A 24294-nucleotide genomic window follows, 5' to 3' on the forward strand; every position below is an offset into this window, starting at 1 on the left:
GGGGTCCGCGTGGGGTGGTGACTAGCCTCGCGCGCCACCCTCGGCGGGCGACCGCGGCCCAGGGTCGGGCGTCTTCTCCCGCCACTTGCGCTCGAAGGGCAGGCGCCAGGTGTGCGGTGACACGAGCTGGTGGATCTGGTTCGGTCCATAGGTGCCCGGCGCATAGGGCCGGACGACGGGCGGGTTGTCGAGCAGCGGCTGGCTGACCTCCCACAGCCGCTCGATGCCCTCGGCCGACGTGAAGAGCGTGTGGTCGCCCCGGACCGCGTCATAGATGAGCCGCTCGTAGGCCTCGAGCACCGCGCCGGCCCACGTCGTCTCCTGCATCGCGAACTGCATCGACAGCTTGTCGAGCTTCATCCCCGGCCCGGGTCGCTTGCCATAGAACGAGAGCGACATGCGCGCCCTGTCGGCGAGGTCGAAGGTGAGGTGGTCGGGCCCGTGGTCGCCGACGCCGGAGCCGGGCGGGAACATCGACTGCGGCGGCTCGTTGAAGGCGATCGAGATGATGCGCGCGCCCTCGGCCATCCGCTTGCCGGTGCGCAGGAAGAACGGCACCCCGGCCCAGCGCCAGTTGTCGATGTAGCACTTGAGCGCGATGTAGGTCTCGGTGTCGGAGTCCGGCGCCACCCCCGGCTCGTCGAGGTAGCCGGAGTACTGCCCCCGCACGACGTCGCCCGGGTGGATGGGCTGCATCGACTCGAAGACCTTGTTCTTCTCGCGGCTGATGGCGTCGGGCTCGAGCGAGGTCGGTGGCTCCATCGCAGTGAACGCGAGGATCTGGAAGAGGTGGGTCACGACCATGTCGCGGTAGGCGCCGGTGTTCTCGTAGAAGTCGCCGCGCGTCGACAGCCCCAGGGTCTCGGGCACGTCGATCTGCACGTGGGCGATGGAGTTGCGGTGCCAGATCGGCTCGAACAGCCCGTTGGCGAAGCGGAAGGCGAGGATGTTCTGGGCCGGCTCCTTGCCGAGGAAGTGGTCGATCCGGAAGACCTGCTCCTCGCGGAAGACCTCGTGCACCCGGCGGTTGAGCTCGACCGCCGAGGCGTAGTCGGTCCCGAACGGCTTCTCCATGACGATGCGGCTGTGGTCGACGAGGTCGGCCTCGGCGATGGTCTGGATGGCGGAGAGTGCGGCCTTCGGGGGGACCGAGAGGTAGTGCAGCCGCAGCTCGGAGTCGCCCGGCAGCAGCTCCTCGGCGGCTCGCACCGCGTCACCGAGGGCCTTCGGGCCGGCCGACAGCGGGACGTAGTCGAGGCGCTGGGCGAACTCGTTCCACTCGTCCTCGTCGAGGACGCGGGTGGAGAACTCCTTGATCGCCGCGTGCGCGAGCTCCCGGAAGTCGTCCGCGCTCATCTCGTCGAGGGAGGTCCCCACGATGCGCAGGTCGTCGAGCAGCCGCGACTGGAAGAGGTGCAGCAGCCCCGGGATCAGCTTGCGTTTGGCCAGGTCTCCCGTCGCACCGAAGAGGATGACGGTCGTCGGGGCGGTCGTCTGCTCGCTCATGGCTCCACTCTGGCATCCAGACGATCCTTCACGGCGGCATAGACCGACTCGTGGTGGACGAGCGCGATGTGGCTCACGCCAGGGAGGACGACGACGTCCTCGCGCGCGAACCGCCTGCCCTCAGGTCCCCGGCGCCCCGCTCCGCGCGCACTCGCGGCGGTGACCATGCCGTCTCCGAAGAGCCTGGCGACCCTGCCGTCGATCTTCTTGCCGAGCAGTCCGACGACGGCCAGATGGCGTATGCCGGGGTGCAGCGGGACGTCGGCCCGTCGCCCTCGGTGGTCGGTCGGGTCCAGACCGTCCCACTCCTGCTCGAGGATGTTGCCGTGCCGCAGGTCCTGGATGCCGACGCTGCGGATGCCCAGGGCCCGCGCGAGGGGGCGCACCTGGCGGAGCGCGCCCGCCGCCCTGGCAGCCTGGTTGACGCCCCGCTCGAGCGATGCACCGAGGTGTGGCGCCCCGAGCGTCACCGTGTCGCTCACCCGGCTCACCCAGGCGCTGCCACCGGCCGCCTCGACCTCGGCCTGGGCAAGGGCGCTGTGGATGACGAGTCCGCCCATGGAGTGCCCGACCAGGACGAGTCGGGTGACCGGCACCGGCCAGTGGGCGACGAGCGCGGTGAGGATGCGCTCGAGCTCACGCCCGTTGCGTGAGATCCGCAGCCCGGTGTTGTAGCGGACGGCGACCGGCGTGAAGCCGAGCTCCTCCCCCAGTCGCTCGCCGAAGCGACCGGCGTCCCAAGCCGTCTCGGTGAGCAGCAGCCCGTGGACGAGGACGACCACCTCGCTGCTCGCGTCCGAATAGGCCTGTGCGAGACCGTCATCGGTGAGCTCGACCACCCGACCCCGCACCCGGACGCCCATGCCGTGCGAGAGGGCCGAGCCGGACGTGTCCAGCCGGTCGCCGACGAAGGCGTTGACGAACGCGCGAGCGCTGTTGGGGACCGGGTGGTGGACGAGGCTGTCGGCCGCTCCCGCCACCCGGCGGACGCCACGCATCAGCGTCTCCTCGACGGCGGTCGGCGCGTCCGGCTCCTCGGTCATGGACCGAACAGTTGCACACCCCAGTCGTCGCCGTCACCCAGTCCCGGCGGGCACGCGAAGAGGCCGGACCCGTTGTGCTCGATGTACTCGTTGAGGACGTCGGACCTGGCCAGAGCCTGCTGCATCGGGACGAAGTGGGTGTGCGCGTCCCGGACGAAGGCAACGAAGAACAGGCCGGCGTCGAGGTGTCCGCTGCCGTCGCTGCCGTCGGTGAAGTTGTAGCCACGACGCAGGATGCGTATGCCGCCCAGCTGGCTCTCGTGCGCGAGCCGGACGTGGCTCGTGACCGGTATGCGTGGGCTCCCGTCGGCACCCGGGGCGTCGAAGTCGAGCGGCGCGAACTCGTCGCGCTTGTCGACAGGCAGGTGGAGCGAGGCGCCGACGGCCTTGTCGCGACCGAAGATGTCCTCCTGCTCCTGGAGGGGCGTGCGGTCCCAGACCTCGACGTGCATCCGGATGCGACGCGCCACGAGGTAGGAGCCGCCGGCCATCCAGGCTGCTGGGCCCGGGACGTCGGAGGGGTCGACCCACACGTGCTCGCGCAGCGCGTCGGCGTCCTCGGCCTTGATGTTGGCCGTGCCGTCCTTGAAGCCGAAGAGGTTGCGGGCCGTGGTCTGGCTCGTCGACGTCGAGGAGGTGCGGCCGAACCCGAGCTGGCTCCAGCGCACCGAGATGACGCCGAAGCCGATGCGGATGAGGTTGCGGATGGCGTGCACGGCGACCTGGGGGTCGTCCGCGCAGGCCTGGATGCAGAGGTCGCCACCCGTGCGTGCCGGGTCGAGGTCGTCGCCCACGAAGGCCGGCAGGTCGCGCAGCGCCTCGGGCCTGCGGCCGGCGAGGCCGAAGCGTGCGTCGAAGAGCGAGGGGCCGTAGCCGATGGTGATGGTGAGGTTCGACGACGAGAGGTCGAGCGCTTCGCCGGTGTCGGCCGGTGGTCGGTGCGGTCCGCCACCGACGACCCCACCGGGTGACGCCTCGGCGCCGTAGGTCATCCGCTCGGCGGCCCGCGTCCACTCCTTGAGGAGCAGCTCCAGCTCGGCAGGGTCCTTGGTGACGACGTCGAGGGCGACGAAGTGCATCCGGTCCTGGGCCGGAGTGACGATGCCGGCCTGGTGCTTCCCCCGGAAGGGCACGGGGGCGTCGGTGCTGGCGTTGGCGTCAGCGTCCGAGGACGGGTGTGCCGCAGCGGAACTGGGTCGGCCGGCATACGTCAGGCCCGCGGCAGCGCCGGCAACGGCGACGCCAGCACCCGTGGCCAGGACGTTCCGGCGGGTGGCGCTCACGTCGCGACGACCCCGGCGACCTTGGAGACGTCCTCGGCGACGGCGTCGAGAGCATCGCTCAGGGCGCGGAGCTCGACGGGGGTGAGCTCGGTGTAGAGCTGGTAGCCGTCGCCCCTGGTGTGCTTCTGGACCAGGGCATCAAGCGCGGCGGCGCGCTTGTCGTAGGACGCGACGAGTGCTGCGTCGCGCTCCTCGAGCACCGGGCGGAGCGCGGCGATGGCGCCCTTGGAGCCTTCCCAGTTGGCGGCGAAGTCCCACAGGTCGGTGTGGCTGTAGCGCTCCTCCTCACCCGTGATCTTGCCGGTGGCCATCTCGTCGAGCAGGGCCTTGGAGCCGTTCGCGAGCTGGAGCCCGTTGAACTTCACCTTCTTGGCCTGCGTGACGATCGTGGTCACGTCGGCGAGGAGCTGGTCGGCGATGGCGTTGCTGTCGGCCTGGAGCCCCTTGACCCAGAGGTCCTGCTCGAGGCGGTGGTACCCGGTGAACTTCATGCCCTCCTCGACGACGTCCTCGCGACCGTCGATCTTGGGGTCGAGGTCGCCGAACGACTCGGCGACCGGCTCGATGCGCTCCCAGTAGGACCGGGCGACGGGGTAGAGCGCCTTGGCCTCCTCGACCTTGCCGGCCTTGACCAGCCCGACGAACTCGGTCGTGCGCGTCAGCAGGGCGTCGGACTGGCTCGCGACGTAGCGGGCGTAGGACGCGGTCGCCGCGGTGATCTTGGCGTCGTCGGTCTGCGGGGCGGTGCTCGCACCGGTGACAGTGAACGGGCTGCGGATGCCCTTGCCGACCATGCCCGGCTTGCAGGCGGTCTCGTACCTGCCGGGCTCGGCGACCTCGACGAGGAACGTGCGGGTCAGGCCGGGCGCGATGTTCTCGACCTCTCCCATGATGCGGTCGCCCTCGGCGTAGACGTAGAACTCGTTGATCTTGGTGCCCTTGTTGGACACCGTGAACTCGATCTGGCCGGCGGGGGCCTCGGTGCGGGCCACCTCGCAGGTCTTGTCGCCCGCAGTGACCGTGATCGGGCCCTGGCCGTCGGCTGCGGGTTCGGCGGCGTCGCCACCACCGCAGGCGGCCAGGGCGAAGGAGGCGGGGACGAGGGCAAGCGCGAGGACGCGGCGGGTCATGCGGGTTCTCCTGAAGGGGATGCGGAGAGCGGGCTGGACGATGCGGGTCTGGGCGTGGACGCCTTGACCGGACGGAGGAAGAGCGTGAGGACGACGACGACGTAGGCCGTCCAGGCGACGGCCTGGAGCACGGTCGTCGCGGGGGTGAAGTTGAAGATCCCCTTGAGCAGGGCGGCATACCAGCTGTCCGGTCGAACCACGCCGGAGACGTCGAAGGCCAGGGTCTGCAGCCCGGGGAGGAAGGCCGCCTCCTGCAGGTCGTGGATGCCGTAGGCGAGGATGCCGGCCGCGACGAGGATGAGCGCGATGCCGGTCCACCTGAAGAACGAGCCGAGGTTGATCCGGACGGCGCCGCGATAGATGAGGAAGCCCAGGACGATCGCCGTGGTGAGCCCGATGAGCCAGCCGAGCAGCGGGGTGTTGTTGCCGGCTCCCGCCGCCTCGGTCGTGGCGTAGAAGAAGATCGCCGTCTCGAGACCCTCGCGCCCGACACCAAGGAAGCCGACCAGCGCGACGGCGAGCGGGCCGAGGTCGACCGCCCTGTCGAGACGACCCCTGAGCTCGCCCGAGATGGTGCGGGCGGCCGACTTCATCCAGAACACCATCGCCGTGACGAAGCCGACCGCCAGGATGCTCGCGCTGCCGCCGATGAGCTCCTGGGTCTCGAACGAGAGCCGGCGGGTGCCGAAGGTGAGGAGGGCGGCCAGTCCGGCGCTGAGGACCACTGCGGTGGCGACACCCAGCCAGACGTGACGCAGCGCCCAGCGTCGGTCGGTCTTGACGAGGAACGCCACGAGGATGACGACGACGAGGGCGGCTTCGAGCCCTTCACGGAGGCCGATGAGGGCGTTGCTGACGAGCATGGGACCTGCGATTCGAGGATGAGCGACGAAGTTAGGTGAGGGTTACCTTATGAGAAGGTACGCCCCTCTCCCCCGCCTCCGTCAATCCGGTCCCACCTTCGCCTGCGTCAGACCCCGTCGGTGCAGTCGTCGCCTCGGTTGGGGCCGGGCGAAGTGGGGTAGGGGCAGGTATCGGCATCCAGCCGGGGTGCCCTTGAGAGGACATCGTCATGGACAGCACAACGGACACGGGTCAGGTCACCGGAACCCCCGACCCGCCTACAACATTCTCTGGTTCACCGAGGCGTGCCTCAGCAACGTTCTGCGCCTCGAGCAGTACGTCTCCGACGCACAGGAGGCCGGTGACGAGGAGCTCGCGGAGTTTTTCCAGAAGGCGCAGGCCGACAGCCGCAACGGAGCCGAACAGGGCAAGCGTCTGCTCCAGCAGCGCCTCTCGCAGGAGTGAAGAAACCCGACATCACGATGACCGCCACCGGTCGCCCTTTGCGGCCTGCTCTCCGACTCTAAGTACTTTCAGCGGTCGAGCAGGCCGCGCACGGCGTCGACAGTGGGGGCGCCAGACACGGGTCGCCGTCGCTCTCGGCCGCCGGGTTCCACCAGCGGTCGAGGACGAGTCGTCAGCGGCCGAGTCCGACCCTGTCGACCTTCCGGTGGAAACGCATCCCTGCGAGGCCGCCGAGAATGGCGCCGGCCAGGCTGGTGACCGCGACACCGACGGCGGCGATGATGCCGGCGGTGGACAGGTCACCCTCCCCGACGGGGATGCGAGGGAAGCTGTTCAGGTTGGCGAGCACGTTGAACTCGCTGCCGGCGACCGCGCCCACGACGGCAACGATGACGGCGATGAGCAGCGCCCAGAGCCACACGGCGATGCCCTGTTTGGCGCCGTCGAACCGGGCCATCCGCCCAGCGACGTATCCGCCGCAGTAGTAGGCGATGAACAGCACGACGAGCAGGATGATGCCGCCGACGAGCCCGACCGTCGTGGGGTCGCTCGCGGCCTGGTCGGTGGCTTCGTCGACGTCGGTGCCGGTGGCCACCCCGACGGCGCCCCCGGCGGCCGCCAACAAGGCGGTCAGCAGGACGGCTGTTCCCGTCGCGGTGAGCCAGCCGAAGAAGGCGGACCCGATCTTGATTCCACCGAACTGTTCCTTCTCGGCATTCACGACGTCGTGTCGGCTCACTGTCTCGGCCGTGCTGGCCCCATGTACGCGGTCACGATCGCTGAGGTGCCTTGTGGCGTTGTCCCTCGGGTCAGTGTGCTGGCGGGAGTCATGGTCCCCACTCACGGACGAACGGCGCGGGTCACGCCCGCCGTCGGCATCTGCACTGGTGCTCATGGGCTTTCCTTTCCAGTCGCTCGAGCGCCTTCGGGGGTCCTGCCCGCAGCCGTGAGGTCCCCTGAAACCTTGGCTGCGGGCAGGACGGGTGGTCCGGTTCAGCGACGGTCCTGCTCGCCCCGGTCGGACTGGGCAAGCCTGTCGCCCTCGACACCCTCGGTGTCGATCTGCTCCTTGCGGACGGACTCGCTGACCTGCTCCTGGTCGGTGACCGTCTGCTTGCCGAGCTTGACTCGCTCGACGGGGACGGCCTCCTTCTCCACGACGGGACGCTCTTCGGTCAGGACGACCTCGTGCTCCTCGTCAGAGATGTCCGGGCCGCTCATGGCCTCATCACGGTTGCCGTCCGTGATCGGCTCCCGCTCGATGGTGACCTCCTCACGGGTGACCGGGACCTGGACGGTCTGCTCCTCGGTCACCACGTGCTTGCGAAGCCTCGCTCGACCGGTCTCACGCGTCTCCGTGCCCACCTTGAGCTGCTCCTCCGAGCGGGTCATCGCGTCGTCCGTGGTCGGGCCGGACGTGTCGTGGCCGACGGTCCCGTCGACGTCGGTGCCGCGGCCGCCGTCGTTGCGATCCGGAAGTCCGGAGTCCGACCTGCCCCCGGAGTAGTCCAGGCCGTAGTGGCGGTAGAGCTCGGCCTCCTCGTCCTGGGACAGGTGACCCTGGTCAGCGTCGACGCGGGGTGCGTCCTTCACGGTGCCCTTGTCGTAGGGGACACGGAGTCCGCCGTCCGAGAACTGCGCCTGCGCGACCGGGACGAAGCTCTCCTTGGTGCCGAACATGCCCGTCATGACGGTCACCCACTCGGGCTTGCCGGTCTCGTCATCCAGGTAGACCTGGCCGACCTGACCGATCTTGTCGCCGTCCGAACCATGCACGTCCCGACCGATGACGTCGTTGAGGTTGTTCTGGTCGATGCTCATGATGCTTCCTTCCGTGGTGTGTAACAGGGGGAGTTGACGCCTGAGACCTCAGCGCCGGGGGGTGGTGCTTCCGCCCGCGCCGGTTCCCTGGTCGAAGACCTGGGTCGGCGTGGACGAGGTGCTTCCGGATGAGCTGGCGTCGTACTTGCGCGTGGCCTGGTCGGCCTGTTCGCGGACACTGGGGGTGTTGGCTGCCTCGGCCTTGACCTTGGGCAGCTTCTCCCTCGGCCTTGACCAGGTAGGACTCCCAGCGGTGCTGCATGGGCTTGATGAGTCCACCGCCCACACCGACGATCAGGATTCCGCTGATGGTCCCGAGCACGGCGATGAGGACAGGCAACGTGACCGTGGTGGCGATGCCCACCTGGTTGAGGGCAGCGATGACACCCAGGCCGATGATGAAGAAGGCCACGATGTTCGCTAGGGTCTTGCCGTAGGAGAGCCCACCCAGGGTGTTGGATAGCAGCTCACGCACGGCTGTCGCGATGGCGGCCGCGACGACGACGATGATGATGGCGACGATCGCCTTCGGCAGGAACGCGATGACGCCGGTGAGCAGGTCGCTGATCGGGTTGGGCCCGAAGACGCCGAAGGCCAGCTGCAGGACGAACAGCAGCAGCGTGTAGTAGACCAGCTTGCCGACGATGTCGGAGGCGTCGTACTTGCTCTGTGCGAGTGCCTTCTTGACCCCACCACGCTCGACGGCGCGGTCGAACCCGACGCGCTCGAGGATCTTGTCGACGGCCTTGCCGATCGCCTTGGCGACAAAGATGCCGATGATCAGGATGAGGAGGAACACGACGAGCTTGGGGAGGAATACGGCGATGGTCCGCAGTGCGTCAGTCCCTGCGTCTTCCAGTGAGTCAGTCATTCAGGAGCTCCAATTTACAACGTAAATTTCGGTGGACTCGGGGAACAGTACCCATCAGACGTGGGCCAAAACCGATTGGCTTCACGGAGGTTTCCGCGCCCGAGGCTGGTGCGTGCCGGCGTAGCGCCCCGTAGGCTGACCGTGTCCACGGGGTACGGAGGGGTGCTATGACTGAACCAGGCACGGTAGGAACGCTGGACGAGGACGAAGCGCAGGGGCGCCGTCTGCGCCTGAACCGGGAGCGCATCGTCGAGCAGGCCGTCGTCATCATCGACGCCACCGGCCCGGGGTCGCTGACGATGCGCCGCCTCGGGCGAGACCTGGGAGTCGAAGCGATGACGCTCTACCGCTACGTCAACGGTCGGGAGGACCTGCTCGAGGCGGTCGTCGACCGGCTCGTCGGTGAGGTGAGAGTCGCCCCGGAAGGGCGCATGGACCCGGCTGACGGGTGGCAGGCCTTCCTGCAGTGGATGGCCCACGAGGTGCGTCGTCTGGCGATCGAGCACCCGAACGCCTTCCCGCTGATCGCGACCCGCCACCCGGCCACCCCATGGCTCCGACCGCCTCTTCGCAGCCTTCACGTCGTCGAGGACTTCCTCGACGGTCTGACGTCACGTGGCTTCACCGATGACCAGGCCGTGAGCGCCTACCGCTCCTTCACGAGCTTCCTGCTCGGCCACCTCCTGCTCGAGTCCGCCGCCCTGGGCGCGAGCACCGCACCCGTCGAGGAACCGTTGGACGAGGGCGACGCCGACCTGCCGAACGCCGACGCCGAGCTGGACGTGGACACGTACCCAGCGGTGGCCAGGCTGAGGGACCAGCTGTCCGAGGACCACACCGACGACGAGTTCGAGGAGGCCCTGGAGGCCCTGCTCGAACGGATGGACCTCGCCCTCAGCCAGTGAGATCAGCACCGTCCCGAAGTCAGTGCTGTCAGCGGTCGAGCAGGCCGCGGAGGTCGTCGGCGGTGAGGGCGCTCGACAAGAGGTTGCCGTCGTCGACGACCCGGGCGAAGAGGTCTCGCTTCCTGTCCTGGAGGGCGACGACCTTCTCCTCGATCGTGTCGGTCGAGACGAGGCGGTAGACGTTGACCGAGCGGGTCTGCCCGATGCGGTGGGCACGGTCGATCGCCTGGTTCTCGGCGGCCGGGTTCCACCACGGGTCGAGGACGAAGACGTAGTCGGCCTCGGTGAGCGTGAGGCCGAAGCCACCGGCCTTGAGCGAGATGAGGAACACCGGGGCGTCTCCCCCACGGAACTCCTTGACCACGTCGGCACGGTTGCGCGTCGACCCGTCGAGGTAGGCGTAGGCGATGCCCTCCTCCTCAAGCCTGGCCCGCACGACCGACAGGAACCCGGTGAACTGGCTGAAGACGAGCGCGCGGTGCCCCTCGGCTGCGAGCTCGGCGACCTGCTCGACGAGGGCTTCGACCTTGGCGCTCGGTGCGGCCCCTCCATAGGCTTCGGAGTCGACGAGCGCGGGGTCGAGGGCCATCTGGCGCAGGACGGTGAGGGCCCGCAGGATCGCGATCCGGTTGCCGTCGAGGTCGTCGATGAGGCCGAGCAGGCGTTGTCGCTCGCGCGCGAGGTGACGGTCATAGATCGCCCGGTGCCTGGGGTGGAGCGCGACGTGGAGGATCTGCTCCTGCTTGGGCGGGAGGTCGGATGCGACGGCCTCCTTGGTGCGCCGGAGCATGAGCGGCCGGATGCGTCGGCGCAGGGTGGCGAGCAGCTCGGGCGAGGAGCCGTTCTCGATCGGCTTGGCCCACGTCTCCTTGAAGACCGCGGGCCGGGGGTGCAGCCCGGGGGCGACGATGGACAGCAGCGACCAGAGGTCCATGAGCGAGTTCTCGAGCGGAGTGCCGGTGAGCGCGAAGGTGACCCGCGCCGGGAGGCGGCGCATCGCGGCATACGTCTTCGCCTGGTGGTTCTTGACGAACTGGGCCTCGTCGAGGACCGCCGCCGACCACGGGATCGCCCGGAACTCCTCGGCGTCGATGCGGCCCACCGCATAGGTCGTCACCACGAGGTCGGCCCCGGCGATCGCCTCGAGCATCGGGACCCGGGCCTTGCCGCGCGTGCGGTCCAGGACGGCGACGGTGAGGTCGGGCGCGAACTTCGCCACCTCGTCGACCCACGTGCCGAGGACGGACGTGGGCGCGACGATGAGCATCGGGTCGGTCAGCTCGCCACGCTCCTTGGCGCGCAGGGCCATCGCGACCACCTGCAGCGTCTTGCCGAGCCCCATGTCGTCGGCGAGCACCCCGCCCAGCCCGAGGTCCCAGAGCAGCGAGAGCCAGCGGAAGCCCTCCTCCTGGTAGGGCCGCAGGGTCGCCTTGAGCGAGCTCGGCACCTCGGCGGGCTCGGGCGTGTGGTCACTGTCGGCGCCGAGCAACGCGTCGACGGACCGCTGCCACCGGTCGGACTGCTCATCGACGACACCGATCTCGACGAGGTCGTCCCACAGCCCTGCGTGCAGGACCGACAGCCGCAGCGGGTCGGACTGCTTGTCCTGCAGCGCCCTGGCCTCCTCGACGAGTGAGCGCAGGCGGTGCAGCTCGGGGTGGTCGAGCGTGAACCAGGCACCGTCGGGCAGGAGCATCCGTTCCTCGTCGCGGGCGAGCGCGGTGACGAGGTCGGACAGCGGCACCTCGTGGCCACCGACCGTGACGGCGATCTGCAGGTCGAACCAGTCGTTGCCCTCGCTGGACTGCTTGGTGCCGACGGCGATGCGGGGGGCCTCGGTGACCTCGGCGTAGGTCGACGGCTTCCCCACGACCTCGACCTCGACGTGCTCGTGCGCCTCGATCCCGGGCAGCACCTCGACGAAGGCCACGGTGTCAAAACCGCTGAGGGACAGCGCTTCTCGTGGCACCCATCCCTGACGGGTGAGATCCCAGAGGGCCGGCAGGAGGTCGCGACCGGGCACCGCGGCCAACAGCTCGCTCTCGCGGGCTGCGTCCCGGAAGGCGCTGGGATCGCGGTGGATCGACGGCTCACGATGGAGAGGCACGATCACCGGGGCGTCGAGCGGGCCGTAGCGGAACGACCAGCCGAGGTGAGCCGTGTGGTCGTCGTCGAACCGGACGCGGAGGTGCAGCCGTGGGGGCACCACCTCGGGCAGGGTGAGCCCGCCGTGGGTGCGGACCGTTGCACGACGCTGAAGGACGGGAAGCTTGTCGAGGGCGAAGCTCGACCAGTCGTCGCGGGGGATGGTGAACGGCCCGCGCTCGACGACGCGTGCCGCAGCCATGTCGACGTCGGCGCCGAAACCTCCGAGGCGCAGGTCGCGACCCTCCTGGCGGAACCACCCGGTCGGCGGGTCACCGACGATGGCGACCTCACCCGCCCCCTCGGGCAGGTCGAGGCTCGGCACGGCGCGCACGTCGCCACCCCCGATGGGTGAGAGGTCGAGGACGAAGTGCCCCTGGTCGGGCTCGAGGTGGACCTCGCCGCCGTTGTTGGCGTGGGTCAGGAGGACGACTCCGGCGTCGCGCGCCCGGGCGAGCAGGTCGATCCACCCGCGACCCATGAGATCCAACGGGATCGAGGCGGGCACCCGGCCGTAGCCCGACATGCGACTGCCGCGGCGGTGGGCGTCGGCGATCGCCGTGAGGGCGTCGAGCGGCGGACCGTCGAGGCGGAAGGTGTAGGACGAGTAGTAGCCGCCGGCCACTGCCTCCCACGAGATGCCGGTCTTGATCCACCGTCCCGGGGACGCTCCGGGAATCATCGGGCGCAGCTGGATGCCGGGGGTGCGCGGTCGCGCCTCCCAGGGAGAGGGCCGCCCGCGTGGCGTCTCCATGTCGAGCAGCAGCCCGACGACGCCGGTCTGCGGCTCGGGCTCGGGCACGTCGAGGAGCTCGCCCAGGGCATCGCGCCATGAGGTGGACCGCTGCGAACCCGAGGGGGTGTCGGTGCGCCACGGACGCTGGGTGCGGAGGGCGATGACGAGAGCGGCGGCGTGCTTGCAGGCGAACCCCACGGGGCAGGTGCAGTCGCTCTCGAGCAGCGGCTCACCGTGGGGGTCAGGGGCGAGGGAGACCTCGGTGCGATAGATGCCGGGCCCGTTGCCGATGACCCTGGCCGCCGCCCTCGTGCCCTCGTCACCGACGATGATGCTCGTGACCCGACCGGCACGTGCGTAGTCGCCGGCGCGGCCGAGCGTGGCCCGGTCGAAGGCTCGGCTCAGCTCGCGGTCGGACAGCTCGTCGAGGGTGTGCGCCTCCCGCTCCATGCCAGCCATCGAGCTGCCCACCTCCTTCGTCCGCGCAGGACGACAACGGTATGCCGTCCCGCGGACATTCCCTGCCGGTCATCCACAGCGCTCCTGCGTGTGCGGATGTGGTTGCTCCAGCCGTTACGTCCGCGGACCCAACCACGGCGGTGGGGCCGGGTCAGGACTCTTCCGGGAGGCGTCCGCTCGGATACGTGGCCCGCAGCTCGTCCTCCGTCGGGACGCGGCGCTCGCGGGCCTCGGGCGGCAGCGAGCTCGGAGATCGCCGACATGATGCGCCTGGTGTCGGCGGCGGGCGAGCGGTACTTGAGCCCGACCGGAGGCCCCACGCGAATCGTGACCCTCTGTGGGTTCGCGAGGTTGAGCAGGTTGGGCATCGACGACGACCGTGGCCAGACCTTCTCGGTGCCCCACATCCCCACGGGGATGACCGGCGCCCGACTCACGGCGGCGAGGCGGGCGGCCCCGGTCCGGCCCTTGAGCTCTGGGTCGAAGAAGGCCGCGCCACGCGGGATCGTGCCCTGCGGCAGCAGCCCGACCATCTCGCCGCCCTCGAGCGCGAGCGCCGCCATGTCGTAGGACTCCGCCCCACCCTCGCCGCGGTCGACCCGGATGCCCCCGGCGGCCGAGATGAAGGACCCGAGCACCGGGACGTCGAACATCTCCTTCTTGCCGAGCACGCGCGCCGTCCGCCCGGACCGCCGCACGACGTTGGCCATGGCGACCGCGTCGAAGTAGCTGCGGTGGTTGCCCACGAGGATGACCGGCCCGTGGCGCGGGATGTTCTCGACGCCGCTCAGGTCGAAGCGTGCACACGGGAAGAAGGTCGAGCGCAGTCCCTCGAGCACGAACCTCTGCAGCTCGATCCCGACGACGGGCACCTTGAAGACGCCCGGCGACACGTCGAAGTGCACGATCGGCCAACGGCGAGCCACGGCATACACACTCAGTCTGGGGTCGGGGTTGACGGCGGCCGGCTGCCCGACGGCCTCGAGGAGGGGCACGTCGAAGATCGAGTCCGAGTAGGCATAGCTCTCGGTGAGGTCGATGTCGTGCCTGGCCGCGAAGTGCCGGACCGCCGACAGCTTGCCCGTCGACCAGACGAAGGGACCGCGGATCGAGCCGTCGAACGTGCCGTCGTCCCGGGTGTTGTAGCGGGTGGCGATGACGTGGTCGAAGCCGAGCCGGTCGGCGAGCGGCTGGATGAGGTGGGTCGGCGTCGTCGTCGCCATCACGGCGAGGCGCCCCTCGGCCTTGTGCTGCTCGATGAGGGCCAGCGCGAAGGGATGGACGTGCTCGGCGATGACCTCAGCGGCCCGGTCCGCGGCCTCGTCGAAGCTCGTCGAACCCTTGCCGCGGGCGACGAGGGTGGCCTGCCGGGCGAGGAAGATGGACGGCAGGGTCTCTCCGAAGAGGTCGAACGCCTTGAAGACCAGGTCCTGGCCGGGAAGCGACCGTGGCACGAGGCCCAGCTCGACCATCGCCTGCGACAGGTGGGGGCCGGTGCCGCCCTGCAGCAGCGTGCGGTCGAGGTCGAAGAACGCTGCGCCGGGCATGGACCCACCCTAGGGCGGCCCGCGCCCACCGGTGCCGACCCTAGGGTGGGCGACATGACGACGGCATTCGTGCTCGGCGGCGGCGGGGTCCTCGGCACGACCCAGGTCGGGATGCTGCGCGCCCTCGTCGAGCAGGGAGTCAAGCCCGACCTCGTCGTGGGGACGAGCATCGGCGCCCTCAACGGTGCCTTCATCGCCGCGGACCCGTCGGTCGAGGGGGTCGTTGCCCTGGGCAAGGCGTGGGAGGCGGTCGGGTCCAGCGGGATCTTCCTCGACAACCCCATGCGTTCCGCGGCCCGCATCGCCCGCTTCCGGACCCATGTCCTGTCGAGCGCCCCCTTGCGGGCCATCGTCGACGAGCACCTGCCGGTCGACACCTTCGAGGAGCTCGAGGTCGACTTCCAGTGCGTGGCCGCGTGCATCGAGACCGCTGACGCGCAGTGGTTCTCGTCGGGAGAGCTCGTCGACCCCGTCGTCGCGTCGTGCACCGTGCCAGGGCTCTTCCCGGCTGTGCAGATCGACGGGCGGCACTACCTCGACGGCGGGTTGGTGCACTCCATCCCCGTCGGGCGGGCGTTGGCCCTGGGAGCCACGCGAGTCTTCGTCCTCCAGGTCGGTCGGGTCGAGCAGCCGTTGGCGCCACCTCGCCGGCCGTGGGAGGTCGGCGTCGTCGCGTTCGAGATCGCCCGCAGGCACCGCTACGTCCACGAGATGGCGAGCATCCCCGACGACGTCGAGGTCCACGTGCTGCCCAGCGGGGCACCCGAGACGCCGTCGGTCGCGTTGCGCTACGGGCGCACCTCGCGCCTGCGGGAGCGAGCCGAGCAGGCGTATGCCGCGTCGACGGCATACCTCTCCCCTCCCTGACGTTCATCCCACCTTCCCCGCCGGAAGTGGGTTCCTCTCACATCGCCTCACCGCCGCGGTCAAGCGAACCGAGAGGTTCCGGGGCGGAGTGGGTGCGGGCACGGCATACGCTCACGTCATGGGTCTCGCGGGAATCCCGAAACCACCGCTGTTCGCCCGACGGGTCCTCGCCGTCGCGTGGCCGGTCGGGGCCGCCGCGCTCACCGGGCTGGCGACGCCGGTCATCGTCGCCGGGGCGTTCCACTCGTTCGTCGACAGGAGGGCGCGGCTCTTCCGGGTCAGCATGCTCGGGGTCGGGCTGGTGTGGGTGGACGTGCGCGTGCTCCTGGAGTGCTGGCGGCTCTCGCTCAAGCATCCCCGCGGCGACAGCCCCACCTGGGAGCAGGACCACGAGGCCGTCTTCCTCGGTGGTCTCAACCGCGCGATGATCCTCGCGAAGCGGTGGGCCGGCTTCGAGGTCGTGCTCGACGGGCGCATGCACTTCGGCACCGAGGGGGCGCCGCTCATCGCGTTCGCGCGGCATGCCGGGCCGGGCGACTCGTTGGCGCTGGCCTGGCTGCTCGGTCACACCGCCGGACGGATGCCCAAGATCGTTCTCGCAGAAGCGCTTCGGTGGGACCCGACCGTCGACACGTTGCTCACGAGGATGCGCTCCTACTTCGTGCCGTCCCGCACCGGCGCCGGCGACGACCGCGTGCAGGGGGTGCGGGCGCTCGCCGCCGGCCTCGACTCGGACGACGTGCTGCTGCTCTTCCCCGAGGGCCAGAACTTCTCTCCCGACCGCCGACGCGCCCTCATCTCACGACTGCGCGCGGCCGGTCAGGAGCTGCGGGCCAGGCACGCGGTCTCGCTGTGGAACACGCTCCCGCCCAAGACCCGTGGCGTCGTCGCGTCGTTGGAGACCAGACCCGACGCGGACGTGATGATCGTCGGGCATGCGGGGTTCGGTCGGCTCTCGTCGCCGGGTGAGATCTGGGCCGCGATCCCGTTCACGGACCGGCCCTTCCTCGTGCAGACGCGCACGTATGCCGCCGCCGACGTTCCCGACGAACCTGCGGCCATCGAGGCGTGGATCAACGACGAGTGGTCCGCCATCGACGAATGGGTGACGACCGTCGAAGGGCAGAGCTGAGCCGGCCGCGGCGGCTCGCGTCAGCTCACGGGGCCACCCCGTCAGTCCGACGTGTCACCTCGGCCGTTCCACCCCGCCACGGAAACGTCGCCAACTCCCAGACGAGGCTGGTGGCCGCCAGCCCGGCGGTGATGGCGGAGACCCAGCTGAACCCGTCGCGACTCAGACTCTTCATCGAGAACAGGAGGAGCGATGCCATCATCACCATGGGACCAAGAGCCTTGACGCGCGGGTGCCTGTCGATCCACGTCGGTGGCTCGACCCTCGGCGGATAGTCATGCACCGCGTTCTTCAGCGGGGGCATCGGCTCCATGACCGAACGCTAGCGCCGAGTCGGCTGTGGCGCAGGCGAGGGTGAGCACCGTGCGCGGCAAAGCGGACGTCGAGGGCATCGCAACGGCCCGGTTGAACACGGCCACCGATCCAGAAGGGCGCGTTTGCCGCACGAGGTGCACGCGGCATACGGGCATGTCGGGTGCTTCTAACGAACTGGTGGGAAAAGTCAGGGGCGGCGGAGGGAGTGGAGCCACTCGCGGGCGATGCTGAAGTCCTCGTCACCCGTGAGGGGTGCGACCTCGGTCTGGGCGCCGTCCTCGCGCGGGTAGGACCCGAGGAATCGCACCTCCGCACACACCCGCTTCAGGCCCATGAGCGCCTCGCCGACGCGCTCGTCGAGGACGTGGCCCTCGAAGTCGATGGAGAAGCAGTAGGACCCGAGGGTGGACTTCGTCGGGCGGGACTCGAGGCGCGTCATGTTGATGCCACGCACGGCGAACTGCTCGAGCAGCTCGAGCAACCCGCCCGCCCGGTCGTCGCGCTGGAAGAGCATGACCGTCGTCTTGTCGGCGCCGGTCCGCTCGGGCAGTGCGCCCGGCCGAGCGACGAGCACGAACCGGGTCACCGCACCCGCACGGTCCCCGATGTCCTCGGCCAGCACGGTCAGCCCGTGGTTCGCCGCGGCGACGGGCGCGCACACGGCGGCGTCATAGCCCTGCTCGACGCCGCCCGCCAACCCCGCCGCGGCAGCAGCGGTCGACAGGGTCGGGACATAGGCCGCCCCCGGGAGCCGGGCGTCCATCCAGCCCCGGACCTGGGCCCAGGCGTGCGAGTGGGTGCCTACAGCGCGGATCTCCTCGAGCGGCATACCGGCACGAGCGGCCAGCACGAAGGTGATCGGCACGTTGACCTCACCGATGACGACGAGCGGATCCCCACTGGCAAGGGCGTCCAGCGTCGCCGACACCCCACCCTCGACGGAGTTCTCGATCGGCACCATCGCGGCGTCGATCTCGCTGCGCCGCAACGCGTCCAGCGCCGAGTCGACCGAGCCGAACGGCACCTGCTCGCCCCCGTGGGAGGCCGCCCAGGAGAGCAGCGCCATCTGGGTGAAGGTGCCCTCGGGTCCGAGGTAGCCGTAGCGCGTCGCGCTCATCGTTGCCGTCCTGTCCGCGCCGCGCTGAGCGCCTGCTGCTCCTCGGGGGTGAGGGTCGTGTCGGAACCGCCCCCGGTGATGCCCTTGGCATAGGTCCGGGACTCGCCGCGCGCGTGGATCGAGGACAGCACCACGCCGTCGCCGCGGTCGTCGACGATGGCCGCGCTGAAGCTCAGCCGCCCACCCATGTCGCCGAACGCGTCATAGCGCACCACCGCGACGTGTCGCAGCGCCTGACCGATGTCGGCGCGCAGCGTCTCGAGGTCGCCGGCGCCCACGGGCCGCGCCCGCTCCAGCGCCTCGACCCTGCGCCGCAGGGAACCGTGGCGACCGACGACCGCGACCAACCCGAGGGCGAGCAGGGGCATGCCGACGAGGAACAGGACCTCGAAGGCCGTCGGCGCGAACATGCCGGCCAGCGTATGCCGTGTGCTCCCGACCCGCGGGGCGGTCCACACCGCGGTGGTGACCGATGCCCGACCGAGTCAGCCTCGTAGTCTCGTCGCCATCATGGGTATCGACTTCACCACCATCGCCATCGTGTTCGCGACGATCTTCGTCGTCGAGCTGCCGGACAAGACCTTCATCGCCACCCTGGTGATGTCGACGCGGTTCCGGCCGCTGCTCGTGTGGGTCGGTGTCGTCGCGGCGTTCTTCGTCCAGACCTTCGTCGCGGTGGCCATCGGCGGCGTGCTGTCGCAGCTGCCGAAACGCCCGATCGAGATCTTCGCCGCGGCGATGTTCCTCGTCGGTGGGGTGCTGCTGCTCCGCGGCGCCGGCAAGGCCGACGAGGAGGAGGCCGAGGCCGAGGAGGAGTTCGGCGCGAAGTCCGCGGCCAAGCAGCTCGCCGGGTGGAAGGTCGTGACCTTCTGCTTCACGGTGCTCTTCCTCGCCGAGTGGGGTGACCTGTCCCAGATCCTCACGGCGACGTTGGTCACCAAGTTCGACGACCCGGTCTCGGTCTTCATCGGCGCGTTCCTCGCTCTCGCAGCCGTCTCGGGCCTGGCGGCGGTGCTCGGTCGGACCCTGCTCCAGCGGATCAGGCTGTCGACGATCCGTCGCATCGGCGGCACCGTCTGCCTCGTCCTCGCGGCCGTCAGCGTCCTCCAGATCACCGGCGTCCTCTGACCCTGCCCGGCGCGAGCCGACCACATCTTGGTGAGGGAGCCACCTATGGGTGGTCGGCTCGCGCAAAGGTGGTCGGCTCGGCACGCACCTCCGAGCGAGCCCCGCGCTCGGGCTTGCCGCTCACCCACCACAGCAACCCGAGCGCGACGAGACCTCCGACGACGTCGGCGTTCTGCAGGATCCGCCCCGGGAAGCTCGGGCCACTCGGGGTGGTCCAGATAGGTGATGCCCCACCACGGCATCCGCAGCAGGAACCAGGCCCACACGACGAGCCCGGCCACGAGGCGACGCGAACGCCACCAGGCCCCGGCCCGCGACCGCTTCCACGGCTGCGCCCCGAGCAGGGCGAAGATCACGACGACGACCCAGTGGAAGTGGTGGATCCACGCCACCGGCGACAACAGGCAGGCGAGCAGCCCGACGACCGCGACCTCACCGACCGAGTCGCCGCGCAGCCACATCTGCCGCGCCAGCCGGAACCCGAAGATGCCCACGACGACGACGAGCACCAACCAGATCGCGGTGCCCACACCACCCTCGGGCCCGACGCGCAGCAGGAACCCACGCATCGACTGGTTCGAGGTCCCGAAGTTCGGCCCGAGCCGGGCCGGGTCCTGCAGCGCCCCACCCCAGAACGCGAACGACGCCTCCGGCAGCAGCACCCACGACCCGAGCGTCACGCCGACGGCAGTGCCCACGGCGGTCGCCGCCTCACGCCACCGTCGGTTCACGAGGTAGTGGATGACGAACACGCCAGGCGTCAGCTTGATCGACATGGCCAGCCCGACGAGCACGCCCGGGGGCACGCGCTGCAGCAGGCCGGGTCGTGGCCGCCGCAGGTCCATGAGGCAGGCGAGCACCATGAACGCGTTGACCTGCCCGAACCGGATGCCGTCCGAGACCGGGTGCAGCCACAGCATCGGCGCTACCAGCGCCGCCAACGCGAGGGGCACCCACGGTCCGGCGCGATGGATGAGCCGCCAGCCGGCATACCAGACGACGGCGGTCGTGGCCGCGACCTGGGCGGCCGTCCAGAGCCAGCCGGCCACACCGAAGGGCACCCACGCCAACGGCATGGCGAGGATCGCCGCGAACGGTGGGTAGGTGAACGGCAACAGCTGTGGCGGCTCCGTCATCGCGGCATAGATCGGGCGACCGGTGAGGATCGAGACACCGGCGTCGCGATAGACCTCGACGTCGACCTGCCACTGGTCCATCGGCCAGAACACGAGGAAGCGCAGCACGACCGGCAGGGCCGCGAGCGCGATGAGACCGACGGCGAGGGGCCACTGCCAGCGCATCACTCTCGTCGGGTTCACCCCGCCATTGTGACCGTATGCCGGGTGCGCCCGACCTCCACCCGCCCCTCACCTGCTGCTCACATCACCGCCAAACCCCTCCCCGTAGGATCCCTCAGGTGTCCCGCCGATCGCTCGCTGCCCTGCTCGCCGTCCTCGCGACAGTGCTCGGCCTGAGCGTTCTGGCCACCCCCGCCTCGGCCAAGGCCACCTCGGCGAGTGACGACCCTTTCGGGGCAACGGTCCTCATCGGCACGGGCGGCATCACCTGGACCGACGTCTCCGAGCGGGCCACGCCCAACCTGTGGATGCTCCTGCGCGACGGCTCCAGCGCGGCGATGTCCATCCGTTCGGTCGAGACCAACACCTGCCCGATCGACGGCTGGCTCGGGCTGTCGGCCGGCAACCGTGCCGCCGCGCCACGAACGGGCGAGGGCCCGGCGAAGCAGCTGCCGTGCGCCCCCATCGGCGAGCCGACCGGCGGGGTCATCCCGGGCTGGGACTCCTTCACCGACGCCGCCGCGAGCCGCAAGTTCGACAGCAAGCTGGGCCTGCTGGGCCAGGCCGCCGCGAAGTCCGAAGGCTGCATCAAGCCGGTCGGTCCGGGCGCGGCCATCGCCGCCGCACTGCCCGAGGGCACGGCCGACCGCTACTCGCCCTATGACGAGGACAACCTCCTCGTCGACATGAACACGTGCCCGCTGACGATCGTCGACGTCGGCAGCGTGCGAGACCCGGACGACATCGCCGCCGGCGAGCAGCCCGTGTCCGGGACGCGCGCCGAGCAGGTCGCGGCGGTCGACAAGCGGATCGGCGCCGTCATCGAGGCGGCCCCCGGTGGCGCCGACTTCATCGTCGCCAGCCTCTCGGACGCCGGCACGACCGAGCGCCTCCGTCTGGCGGTCGCCCGCGGTCCGCACTACGGCCCGGGCCAGCTCAACGCCCAGTCGACCCGTCAGCCCGGCCTCGTCCAGGCGCAGGACCTGCCCGTCACCCTCATGTCGATCACCGACGTCGACATCCCGGTCGGCCTCGGCGGCACGACGATGACGAGCGACCCGGCCCCCGACAACTCCGAGCAGCGCGCCCGCGACCGGCTCCAGAAGCTCGTCGACTACGACCTCGCGAGCCACGAGGTGCACAGCCTCGTCCCACCGTTCTTCAACACCTTCGCCTACGGACAGCTCGTCATCTACCTCCTCGTCCTCCTCGTGTGGAAGGGCAAGATCGGTGGTCCGGACACGCGCCGCCGCGTGCTCGGCATCGTGCGCGTGGTCGCGGTGGCCGCGGCCTCCGTGCCGGCCTCGACCTTCCTCGCCAACCTGCTGCCCTGGTGGCGCTTCCCCGTCCCGATGGTGTCGATCGTCGGGGCGGTGGGACTGTTCGTCGCGATCATCGCGTATGCCGCACTGCGCGGTCCGTGGGGACGCTCGGCTCTCGGGCCGCTCGCCTTCGTCTCGGCCGTCACGGTGGCGGTGCTCGCCGGCGACATCCTCACCGGGTCGCGGCTCCAGCAGTCCTCACTCATGGGTCTGCAGCCGGTCGTCGCCGGTCGCTTCTACGGCATGGGCAACGTGACGTTCGCACTCTTCGCCACGTCCGCCATCCTGCTCGCCACCGCGGTGTCGAGCTATCTCGTGAGCCACCGGCGGCCGCGGGTGGCAGCCCTGGCCGTCCTGATCATCGCCGTCAGCGTGGTCATCATCGACGGCGCGCCGTTCTGGGGCGCCGACGGAGGCGGGCCACCGGCCTTCATCCCCGGCATCACCTATCTCATCCTGTCGATCCTCGGCCTCCGGATGACCTGGCAGCGGGTCATCCTCATCGGGCTCGGGTCGGCCGCGCTCTTCTTCGGCATCGCCTTCCTCGACTGGCTGCGCTCGCCCGACGACCGCAGCCACCTCGGCCGCTTCATCCAGGCGATCCTCGACGGCAACGCCCAGGACATCGTCATCCGCAAGGCGGAGCAGAACTGGAGCATCCTGCTCGGGAACGCGCCCCTGACCCTGCTCGTCCCCGCCGCGCTCCTCTTCGTGATCTATGTGCTGGCCCGACCCACGTCCTGGGGTTCGCGCGGGCTCGGCAAGTCGACCGAGACCGCGCCCACCCTGCGCGCCGGGCTCATCGGCCTCGTCATCACCCTGACGATCGGCTTCCTCATCAACGACTCCGGCACCGCGATCCCGGCCGTGGGTGCCACCGTCGCCGTGCCCCTCATCGTCAGCGTCGTCGTCAGGAGCCTCGCGGACGACCTGCGGGCCGTGGCAGGGACCCGGCGCGCACGCCGCTCCTGAGCACCCACGCCCACACGGCGAGCAGGAGGACCGGCGCCACGTGCGTCCGCACGGTCATCGTCACGTCCTCGACCGCGGGCGTCATGCCGAGGACGCGCCCCGGCGTGTAGGCCATGGTCATGACCCACAGCCGGGCGAGCAGGACGAGGTGGACCACGGCAGCCGTCGCCATGGACACCGCGGGCAGCCCGGCCCAGACGATGACGTCGTACCAGGGCAGCGAGTAGGGCGCCGCCAGCGCATAGGCCCCCGTCAGGACGACGACCCAGGCGAGCGCCCGGCCTCCCACGGTGGTCTCACGCTGCGGCCGGACCAGGCGGACGAAGCAGAGGGCGAACCCGATCGCCGCGACGGCTGCAAGGACCGAGATCACCCAGCGCACGGTCGGGCCGCCACCCGTGGCCTCGAGGAGCAGGCGCCACGGGGACGCGAGCGCCACCGCCCGCGACGACCGCCCGATCTGGTCGTAGACGTGGGGACCGGCCCAGACGTGCAGGGCTCCCGCCACGACCAGGGCCGACCCCAGCAGCGCGCCGGCGCGGGCGAACCAGCGCTGCCGGAAGGCGAGGAGGAGCGCGAGCAGCACCACGGCATACGTGAACTTCGACGACAGCGCGAGCGCCGCGAAGCTGCCGGCGAGGGCGGCGCCGCCGAGCCCGGCCCACCGGTGTGCCGCCCAGACCGCGAGCACCACGAGCGCCGTGGCCAGCAGGTCGACGTGCGCGCCGAGAACCCCGACGGAGAAGACGAGCGGGTTGGCCGTCCACACGGCGTCCACCCGGCCTTCGTGGCCCGGGAGCATCCGGCGCAGGCACCAGCGCACCGCCAGCCACGCCGCGATGACGACGAGCTGCCACAGCCACACGGTCTGGCGCAGGTTGTCCCCGCCGCCGAGCGAGGTGAGCGCGTGGACGATCGACGCGAACGGCCCGTAGACGCTCGGTTCCTCGGTCCAGGGCGCCTCGACCCGGCTGACGACCGGGTCGCTCCCACCGCGCCAGGTGGTCGGGGACCGCAGCCAGGGGTTGTCGCCGAGGGCGAGGATGCGACCGTATGCCGCATAGCTCACGTGGTCACCAGAGCCGAACGGCGTCGTGAGGGCGGCGACGACGGCGAGGCCGGCCACGACGGGGCGGGGCAGGCCGCGCGCGCGGAGGCCGTGACCGGTGACGGCGAGCACCAGCGCGGCTGCGCCGAGCGTGTATGCCGTCCACATGGCCGCCGTGACCAGTGCCGGGCTCAGCGTGACCGGGAGCAGGGTGCCCGGCGCCCAGCCTCGGGGGCCGAGGTCGGGCGCGGCCGCGTGCGGGAGGGTGAGCCCGACGACGAGGAGCAGGGCGAAGGAGGCAACGAGCAGGCCGCGCCGCACCCGCTCGGTGGTGGGCACGC

General features: G+C 70.4%; 20 protein-coding genes and 1 pseudogene. 6 read left to right on the forward strand and 15 right to left on the reverse strand.

Annotated features, from left to right (window positions below; all coding sequences use genetic code 11):
* Positions 1–21: 21 nt before the first annotated feature.
* The 5 genes from zwf to efeU are packed head-to-tail and all read right to left on the reverse strand — an operon-like array spanning position 22 to position 5825.
* Positions 22–1506 carry a glucose-6-phosphate dehydrogenase gene (gene zwf / locus ACZZ98_RS07260; RefSeq protein ID WP_463515603.1) on the reverse strand — a complete coding sequence of 495 codons (1485 nt, stop codon included), beginning with the start codon at positions 1504–1506 and terminating at the stop codon, positions 22–24.
* A complete protein-coding gene (locus ACZZ98_RS07265; RefSeq protein ID WP_463515604.1) occupies positions 1503–2549 on the reverse strand; it encodes an esterase/lipase family protein in 1047 nt (348 codons plus the stop codon). Before ACZZ98_RS07265 ends, zwf begins: the two co-directional genes overlap by 4 nt.
* Positions 2546–3832: an iron uptake transporter deferrochelatase/peroxidase subunit gene (efeB, locus tag ACZZ98_RS07270; protein WP_463515605.1), complete on the reverse strand. Its 1287-nt coding sequence runs from the start codon at positions 3830–3832 to the stop codon at positions 2546–2548. The genes ACZZ98_RS07265 and efeB overlap by 4 nt, the downstream gene beginning before the upstream one ends.
* Positions 3829–4962, reverse strand: coding sequence for an iron uptake system protein EfeO (gene efeO, locus ACZZ98_RS07275; protein ID WP_463515606.1), 1134 nt, complete (start codon positions 4960–4962; stop codon positions 3829–3831). The genes efeB and efeO overlap by 4 nt, the downstream gene beginning before the upstream one ends.
* Positions 4959–5825: an iron uptake transporter permease EfeU gene (gene efeU, locus ACZZ98_RS07280; protein ID WP_463515607.1), complete on the reverse strand. Its 867-nt coding sequence runs from the start codon at positions 5823–5825 to the stop codon at positions 4959–4961. Before efeU ends, efeO begins: the two co-directional genes overlap by 4 nt.
* Before the next feature lie 187 nt (positions 5826–6012).
* Between efeU and ACZZ98_RS07285 the strand changes: the two genes are divergently transcribed.
* The gene (locus ACZZ98_RS07285; protein WP_463515608.1) at positions 6013–6270 is read left to right on the forward strand and encodes a hypothetical protein; all 258 of its coding nucleotides are present in this window, start codon (positions 6013–6015) and stop codon (positions 6268–6270) included.
* 172 nt (positions 6271–6442) lie between these two features.
* Here ACZZ98_RS07285 and ACZZ98_RS07290 read toward each other — a convergent pair whose 3' ends face one another.
* From ACZZ98_RS07290 to ACZZ98_RS07300, 3 genes are all read right to left on the reverse strand, one after another.
* Entirely contained in the window at positions 6443–7165 is a 723-nt protein-coding gene (locus ACZZ98_RS07290; RefSeq protein WP_463515609.1) for a hypothetical protein, read from the reverse strand.
* A gap of 98 nt (positions 7166–7263) precedes the next feature.
* Positions 7264–8091 carry a DUF2382 domain-containing protein gene (locus tag ACZZ98_RS07295; RefSeq protein ID WP_463515610.1) on the reverse strand — a complete coding sequence of 276 codons (828 nt, stop codon included), beginning with the start codon at positions 8089–8091 and terminating at the stop codon, positions 7264–7266.
* A complete protein-coding gene (locus ACZZ98_RS07300; protein ID WP_463515611.1) occupies positions 7991–8962 on the reverse strand; it encodes a mechanosensitive ion channel family protein in 972 nt (323 codons plus the stop codon). The genes ACZZ98_RS07295 and ACZZ98_RS07300 overlap by 101 nt, the downstream gene beginning before the upstream one ends.
* A 167-nt stretch (positions 8963–9129) precedes the next feature.
* Between ACZZ98_RS07300 and ACZZ98_RS07305 the strand changes: the two genes are divergently transcribed.
* Positions 9130–9867: a TetR/AcrR family transcriptional regulator C-terminal domain-containing protein gene (locus tag ACZZ98_RS07305; protein ID WP_463515612.1), complete on the forward strand. Its 738-nt coding sequence runs from the start codon at positions 9130–9132 to the stop codon at positions 9865–9867.
* A 28-nt stretch (positions 9868–9895) separates the two neighbouring features.
* Here ACZZ98_RS07305 and ACZZ98_RS07310 read toward each other — a convergent pair whose 3' ends face one another.
* Positions 9896–13207, reverse strand: a complete 3312-nt coding sequence (locus tag ACZZ98_RS07310) for a DEAD/DEAH box helicase (protein WP_463515613.1) — start codon at positions 13205–13207, stop codon at positions 9896–9898.
* Positions 13150–14754 (reverse strand): HAD-IB family hydrolase, encoded by a 1605-nt coding sequence (locus ACZZ98_RS07315; RefSeq protein WP_463515614.1) that lies wholly within the window; start codon positions 14752–14754, stop codon positions 13150–13152. Before ACZZ98_RS07315 ends, ACZZ98_RS07310 begins: the two co-directional genes overlap by 58 nt.
* A gap of 54 nt (positions 14755–14808) precedes the next feature.
* Between ACZZ98_RS07315 and ACZZ98_RS07320 the strand changes: the two genes are divergently transcribed.
* The gene (locus ACZZ98_RS07320) at positions 14809–15621 is read left to right on the forward strand and encodes a patatin-like phospholipase family protein (protein ID WP_463515615.1); all 813 of its coding nucleotides are present in this window, start codon (positions 14809–14811) and stop codon (positions 15619–15621) included.
* Positions 15622–15739: 118 nt separating this feature from the next.
* The gene (locus tag ACZZ98_RS07325; RefSeq protein ID WP_463515616.1) at positions 15740–16753 is read left to right on the forward strand and encodes a 1-acyl-sn-glycerol-3-phosphate acyltransferase; all 1014 of its coding nucleotides are present in this window, start codon (positions 15740–15742) and stop codon (positions 16751–16753) included.
* Positions 16754–16778: 25 nt separating this feature from the next.
* Here the strand turns inward: ACZZ98_RS07325 and ACZZ98_RS07330 are convergent, their stop codons facing one another.
* The 3 genes from ACZZ98_RS07330 to ACZZ98_RS07340 all read right to left on the reverse strand — a co-directional run bounded on the left by ACZZ98_RS07330 (position 16779) and on the right by ACZZ98_RS07340 (position 18595).
* Entirely contained in the window at positions 16779–17066 is a 288-nt protein-coding gene (locus tag ACZZ98_RS07330) for a hypothetical protein (protein ID WP_463515617.1), read from the reverse strand.
* A gap of 189 nt (positions 17067–17255) precedes the next feature.
* Positions 17256–18185, reverse strand: a complete 930-nt coding sequence (pheA, locus tag ACZZ98_RS07335; protein ID WP_463515618.1) for a prephenate dehydratase — start codon at positions 18183–18185, stop codon at positions 17256–17258.
* Entirely contained in the window at positions 18182–18595 is a 414-nt protein-coding gene (locus tag ACZZ98_RS07340; protein WP_463515619.1) for a DUF4446 family protein, read from the reverse strand. Before ACZZ98_RS07340 ends, pheA begins: the two co-directional genes overlap by 4 nt.
* Positions 18596–18785: 190 nt before the next feature.
* On the opposite strand from ACZZ98_RS07340, the gene ACZZ98_RS07345 reads away from it, so the two are divergent.
* On the forward strand, positions 18786–19313 hold the full coding sequence (locus ACZZ98_RS07345) for a TMEM165/GDT1 family protein (protein ID WP_463517740.1): 528 nt from the start codon (positions 18786–18788) through the stop codon (positions 19311–19313).
* A gap of 452 nt (positions 19314–19765) precedes the next feature.
* Here the strand turns inward: ACZZ98_RS07345 and ACZZ98_RS07350 are convergent.
* Positions 19766–20614 (reverse strand): annotated as a pseudogene (locus tag ACZZ98_RS07350) (glycosyltransferase 87 family protein); the annotation flags it as partial.
* 116 nt (positions 20615–20730) lie between these two features.
* On the opposite strand from ACZZ98_RS07350, the gene ACZZ98_RS07355 reads away from it, so the two are divergent.
* Positions 20731–22905, forward strand: coding sequence for a hypothetical protein (locus ACZZ98_RS07355; protein WP_463515620.1), 2175 nt, complete (start codon positions 20731–20733; stop codon positions 22903–22905).
* Here ACZZ98_RS07355 and ACZZ98_RS07360 read toward each other — a convergent pair.
* Positions 22844–24292, reverse strand: a complete 1449-nt coding sequence (locus ACZZ98_RS07360) for a hypothetical protein (RefSeq protein ID WP_463515621.1) — start codon at positions 24290–24292, stop codon at positions 22844–22846. The two genes, ACZZ98_RS07355 and ACZZ98_RS07360, sit on opposite strands and share 62 nt — an antisense overlap.
* Between the last annotated feature and the right edge of the window lie 2 nt (positions 24293–24294).

The sequence above is a fragment of the Knoellia sp. AC549 genome, from assembly GCF_979258975.1.

What these genes read in the sequence shown, in the direction of transcription:
- ACZZ98_RS07290 (WP_463515609.1), bottom strand. Translation starts at nt 7,165, where the DNA reads ATGAGCACCAGTGCAGATGCCGACGGCGGGCGTGACCCGCGCCGTTCG.
- ACZZ98_RS07265 (WP_463515604.1), bottom strand. Translation starts at nt 2,549, where the DNA reads ATGACCGAGGAGCCGGACGCGCCGACCGCCGTCGAGGAGACGCTGATG.
- ACZZ98_RS07315 (WP_463515614.1), bottom strand. Translation starts at nt 14,754, where the DNA reads ATGCCCGGCGCAGCGTTCTTCGACCTCGACCGCACGCTGCTGCAGGGC.
- zwf (WP_463515603.1), bottom strand. Translation starts at nt 1,506, where the DNA reads ATGAGCGAGCAGACGACCGCCCCGACGACCGTCATCCTCTTCGGTGCG.
- ACZZ98_RS07295 (WP_463515610.1), bottom strand. Translation starts at nt 8,091, where the DNA reads ATGAGCATCGACCAGAACAACCTCAACGACGTCATCGGTCGGGACGTG.
- ACZZ98_RS07320 (WP_463515615.1), top strand. Translation starts at nt 14,809, where the DNA reads ATGACGACGGCATTCGTGCTCGGCGGCGGCGGGGTCCTCGGCACGACC.
- efeO (WP_463515606.1), bottom strand. Translation starts at nt 4,962, where the DNA reads ATGACCCGCCGCGTCCTCGCGCTTGCCCTCGTCCCCGCCTCCTTCGCC.
- pheA (WP_463515618.1), bottom strand. Translation starts at nt 18,185, where the DNA reads ATGAGCGCGACGCGCTACGGCTACCTCGGACCCGAGGGCACCTTCACC.
- ACZZ98_RS07325 (WP_463515616.1), top strand. Translation starts at nt 15,740, where the DNA reads ATGGGTCTCGCGGGAATCCCGAAACCACCGCTGTTCGCCCGACGGGTC.
- ACZZ98_RS07330 (WP_463515617.1), bottom strand. Translation starts at nt 17,066, where the DNA reads ATGGAGCCGATGCCCCCGCTGAAGAACGCGGTGCATGACTATCCGCCG.
- efeU (WP_463515607.1), bottom strand. Translation starts at nt 5,825, where the DNA reads ATGCTCGTCAGCAACGCCCTCATCGGCCTCCGTGAAGGGCTCGAAGCC.
- ACZZ98_RS07300 (WP_463515611.1), bottom strand. Translation starts at nt 8,962, where the DNA reads ATGACTGACTCACTGGAAGACGCAGGGACTGACGCACTGCGGACCATC.
- ACZZ98_RS07340 (WP_463515619.1), bottom strand. Translation starts at nt 18,595, where the DNA reads ATGTTCGCGCCGACGGCCTTCGAGGTCCTGTTCCTCGTCGGCATGCCC.
- ACZZ98_RS07305 (WP_463515612.1), top strand. Translation starts at nt 9,130, where the DNA reads ATGACTGAACCAGGCACGGTAGGAACGCTGGACGAGGACGAAGCGCAG.
- ACZZ98_RS07310 (WP_463515613.1), bottom strand. Translation starts at nt 13,207, where the DNA reads ATGGCTGGCATGGAGCGGGAGGCGCACACCCTCGACGAGCTGTCCGAC.
- ACZZ98_RS07345 (WP_463517740.1), top strand. Translation starts at nt 18,786, where the DNA reads ATGTCGACGCGGTTCCGGCCGCTGCTCGTGTGGGTCGGTGTCGTCGCG.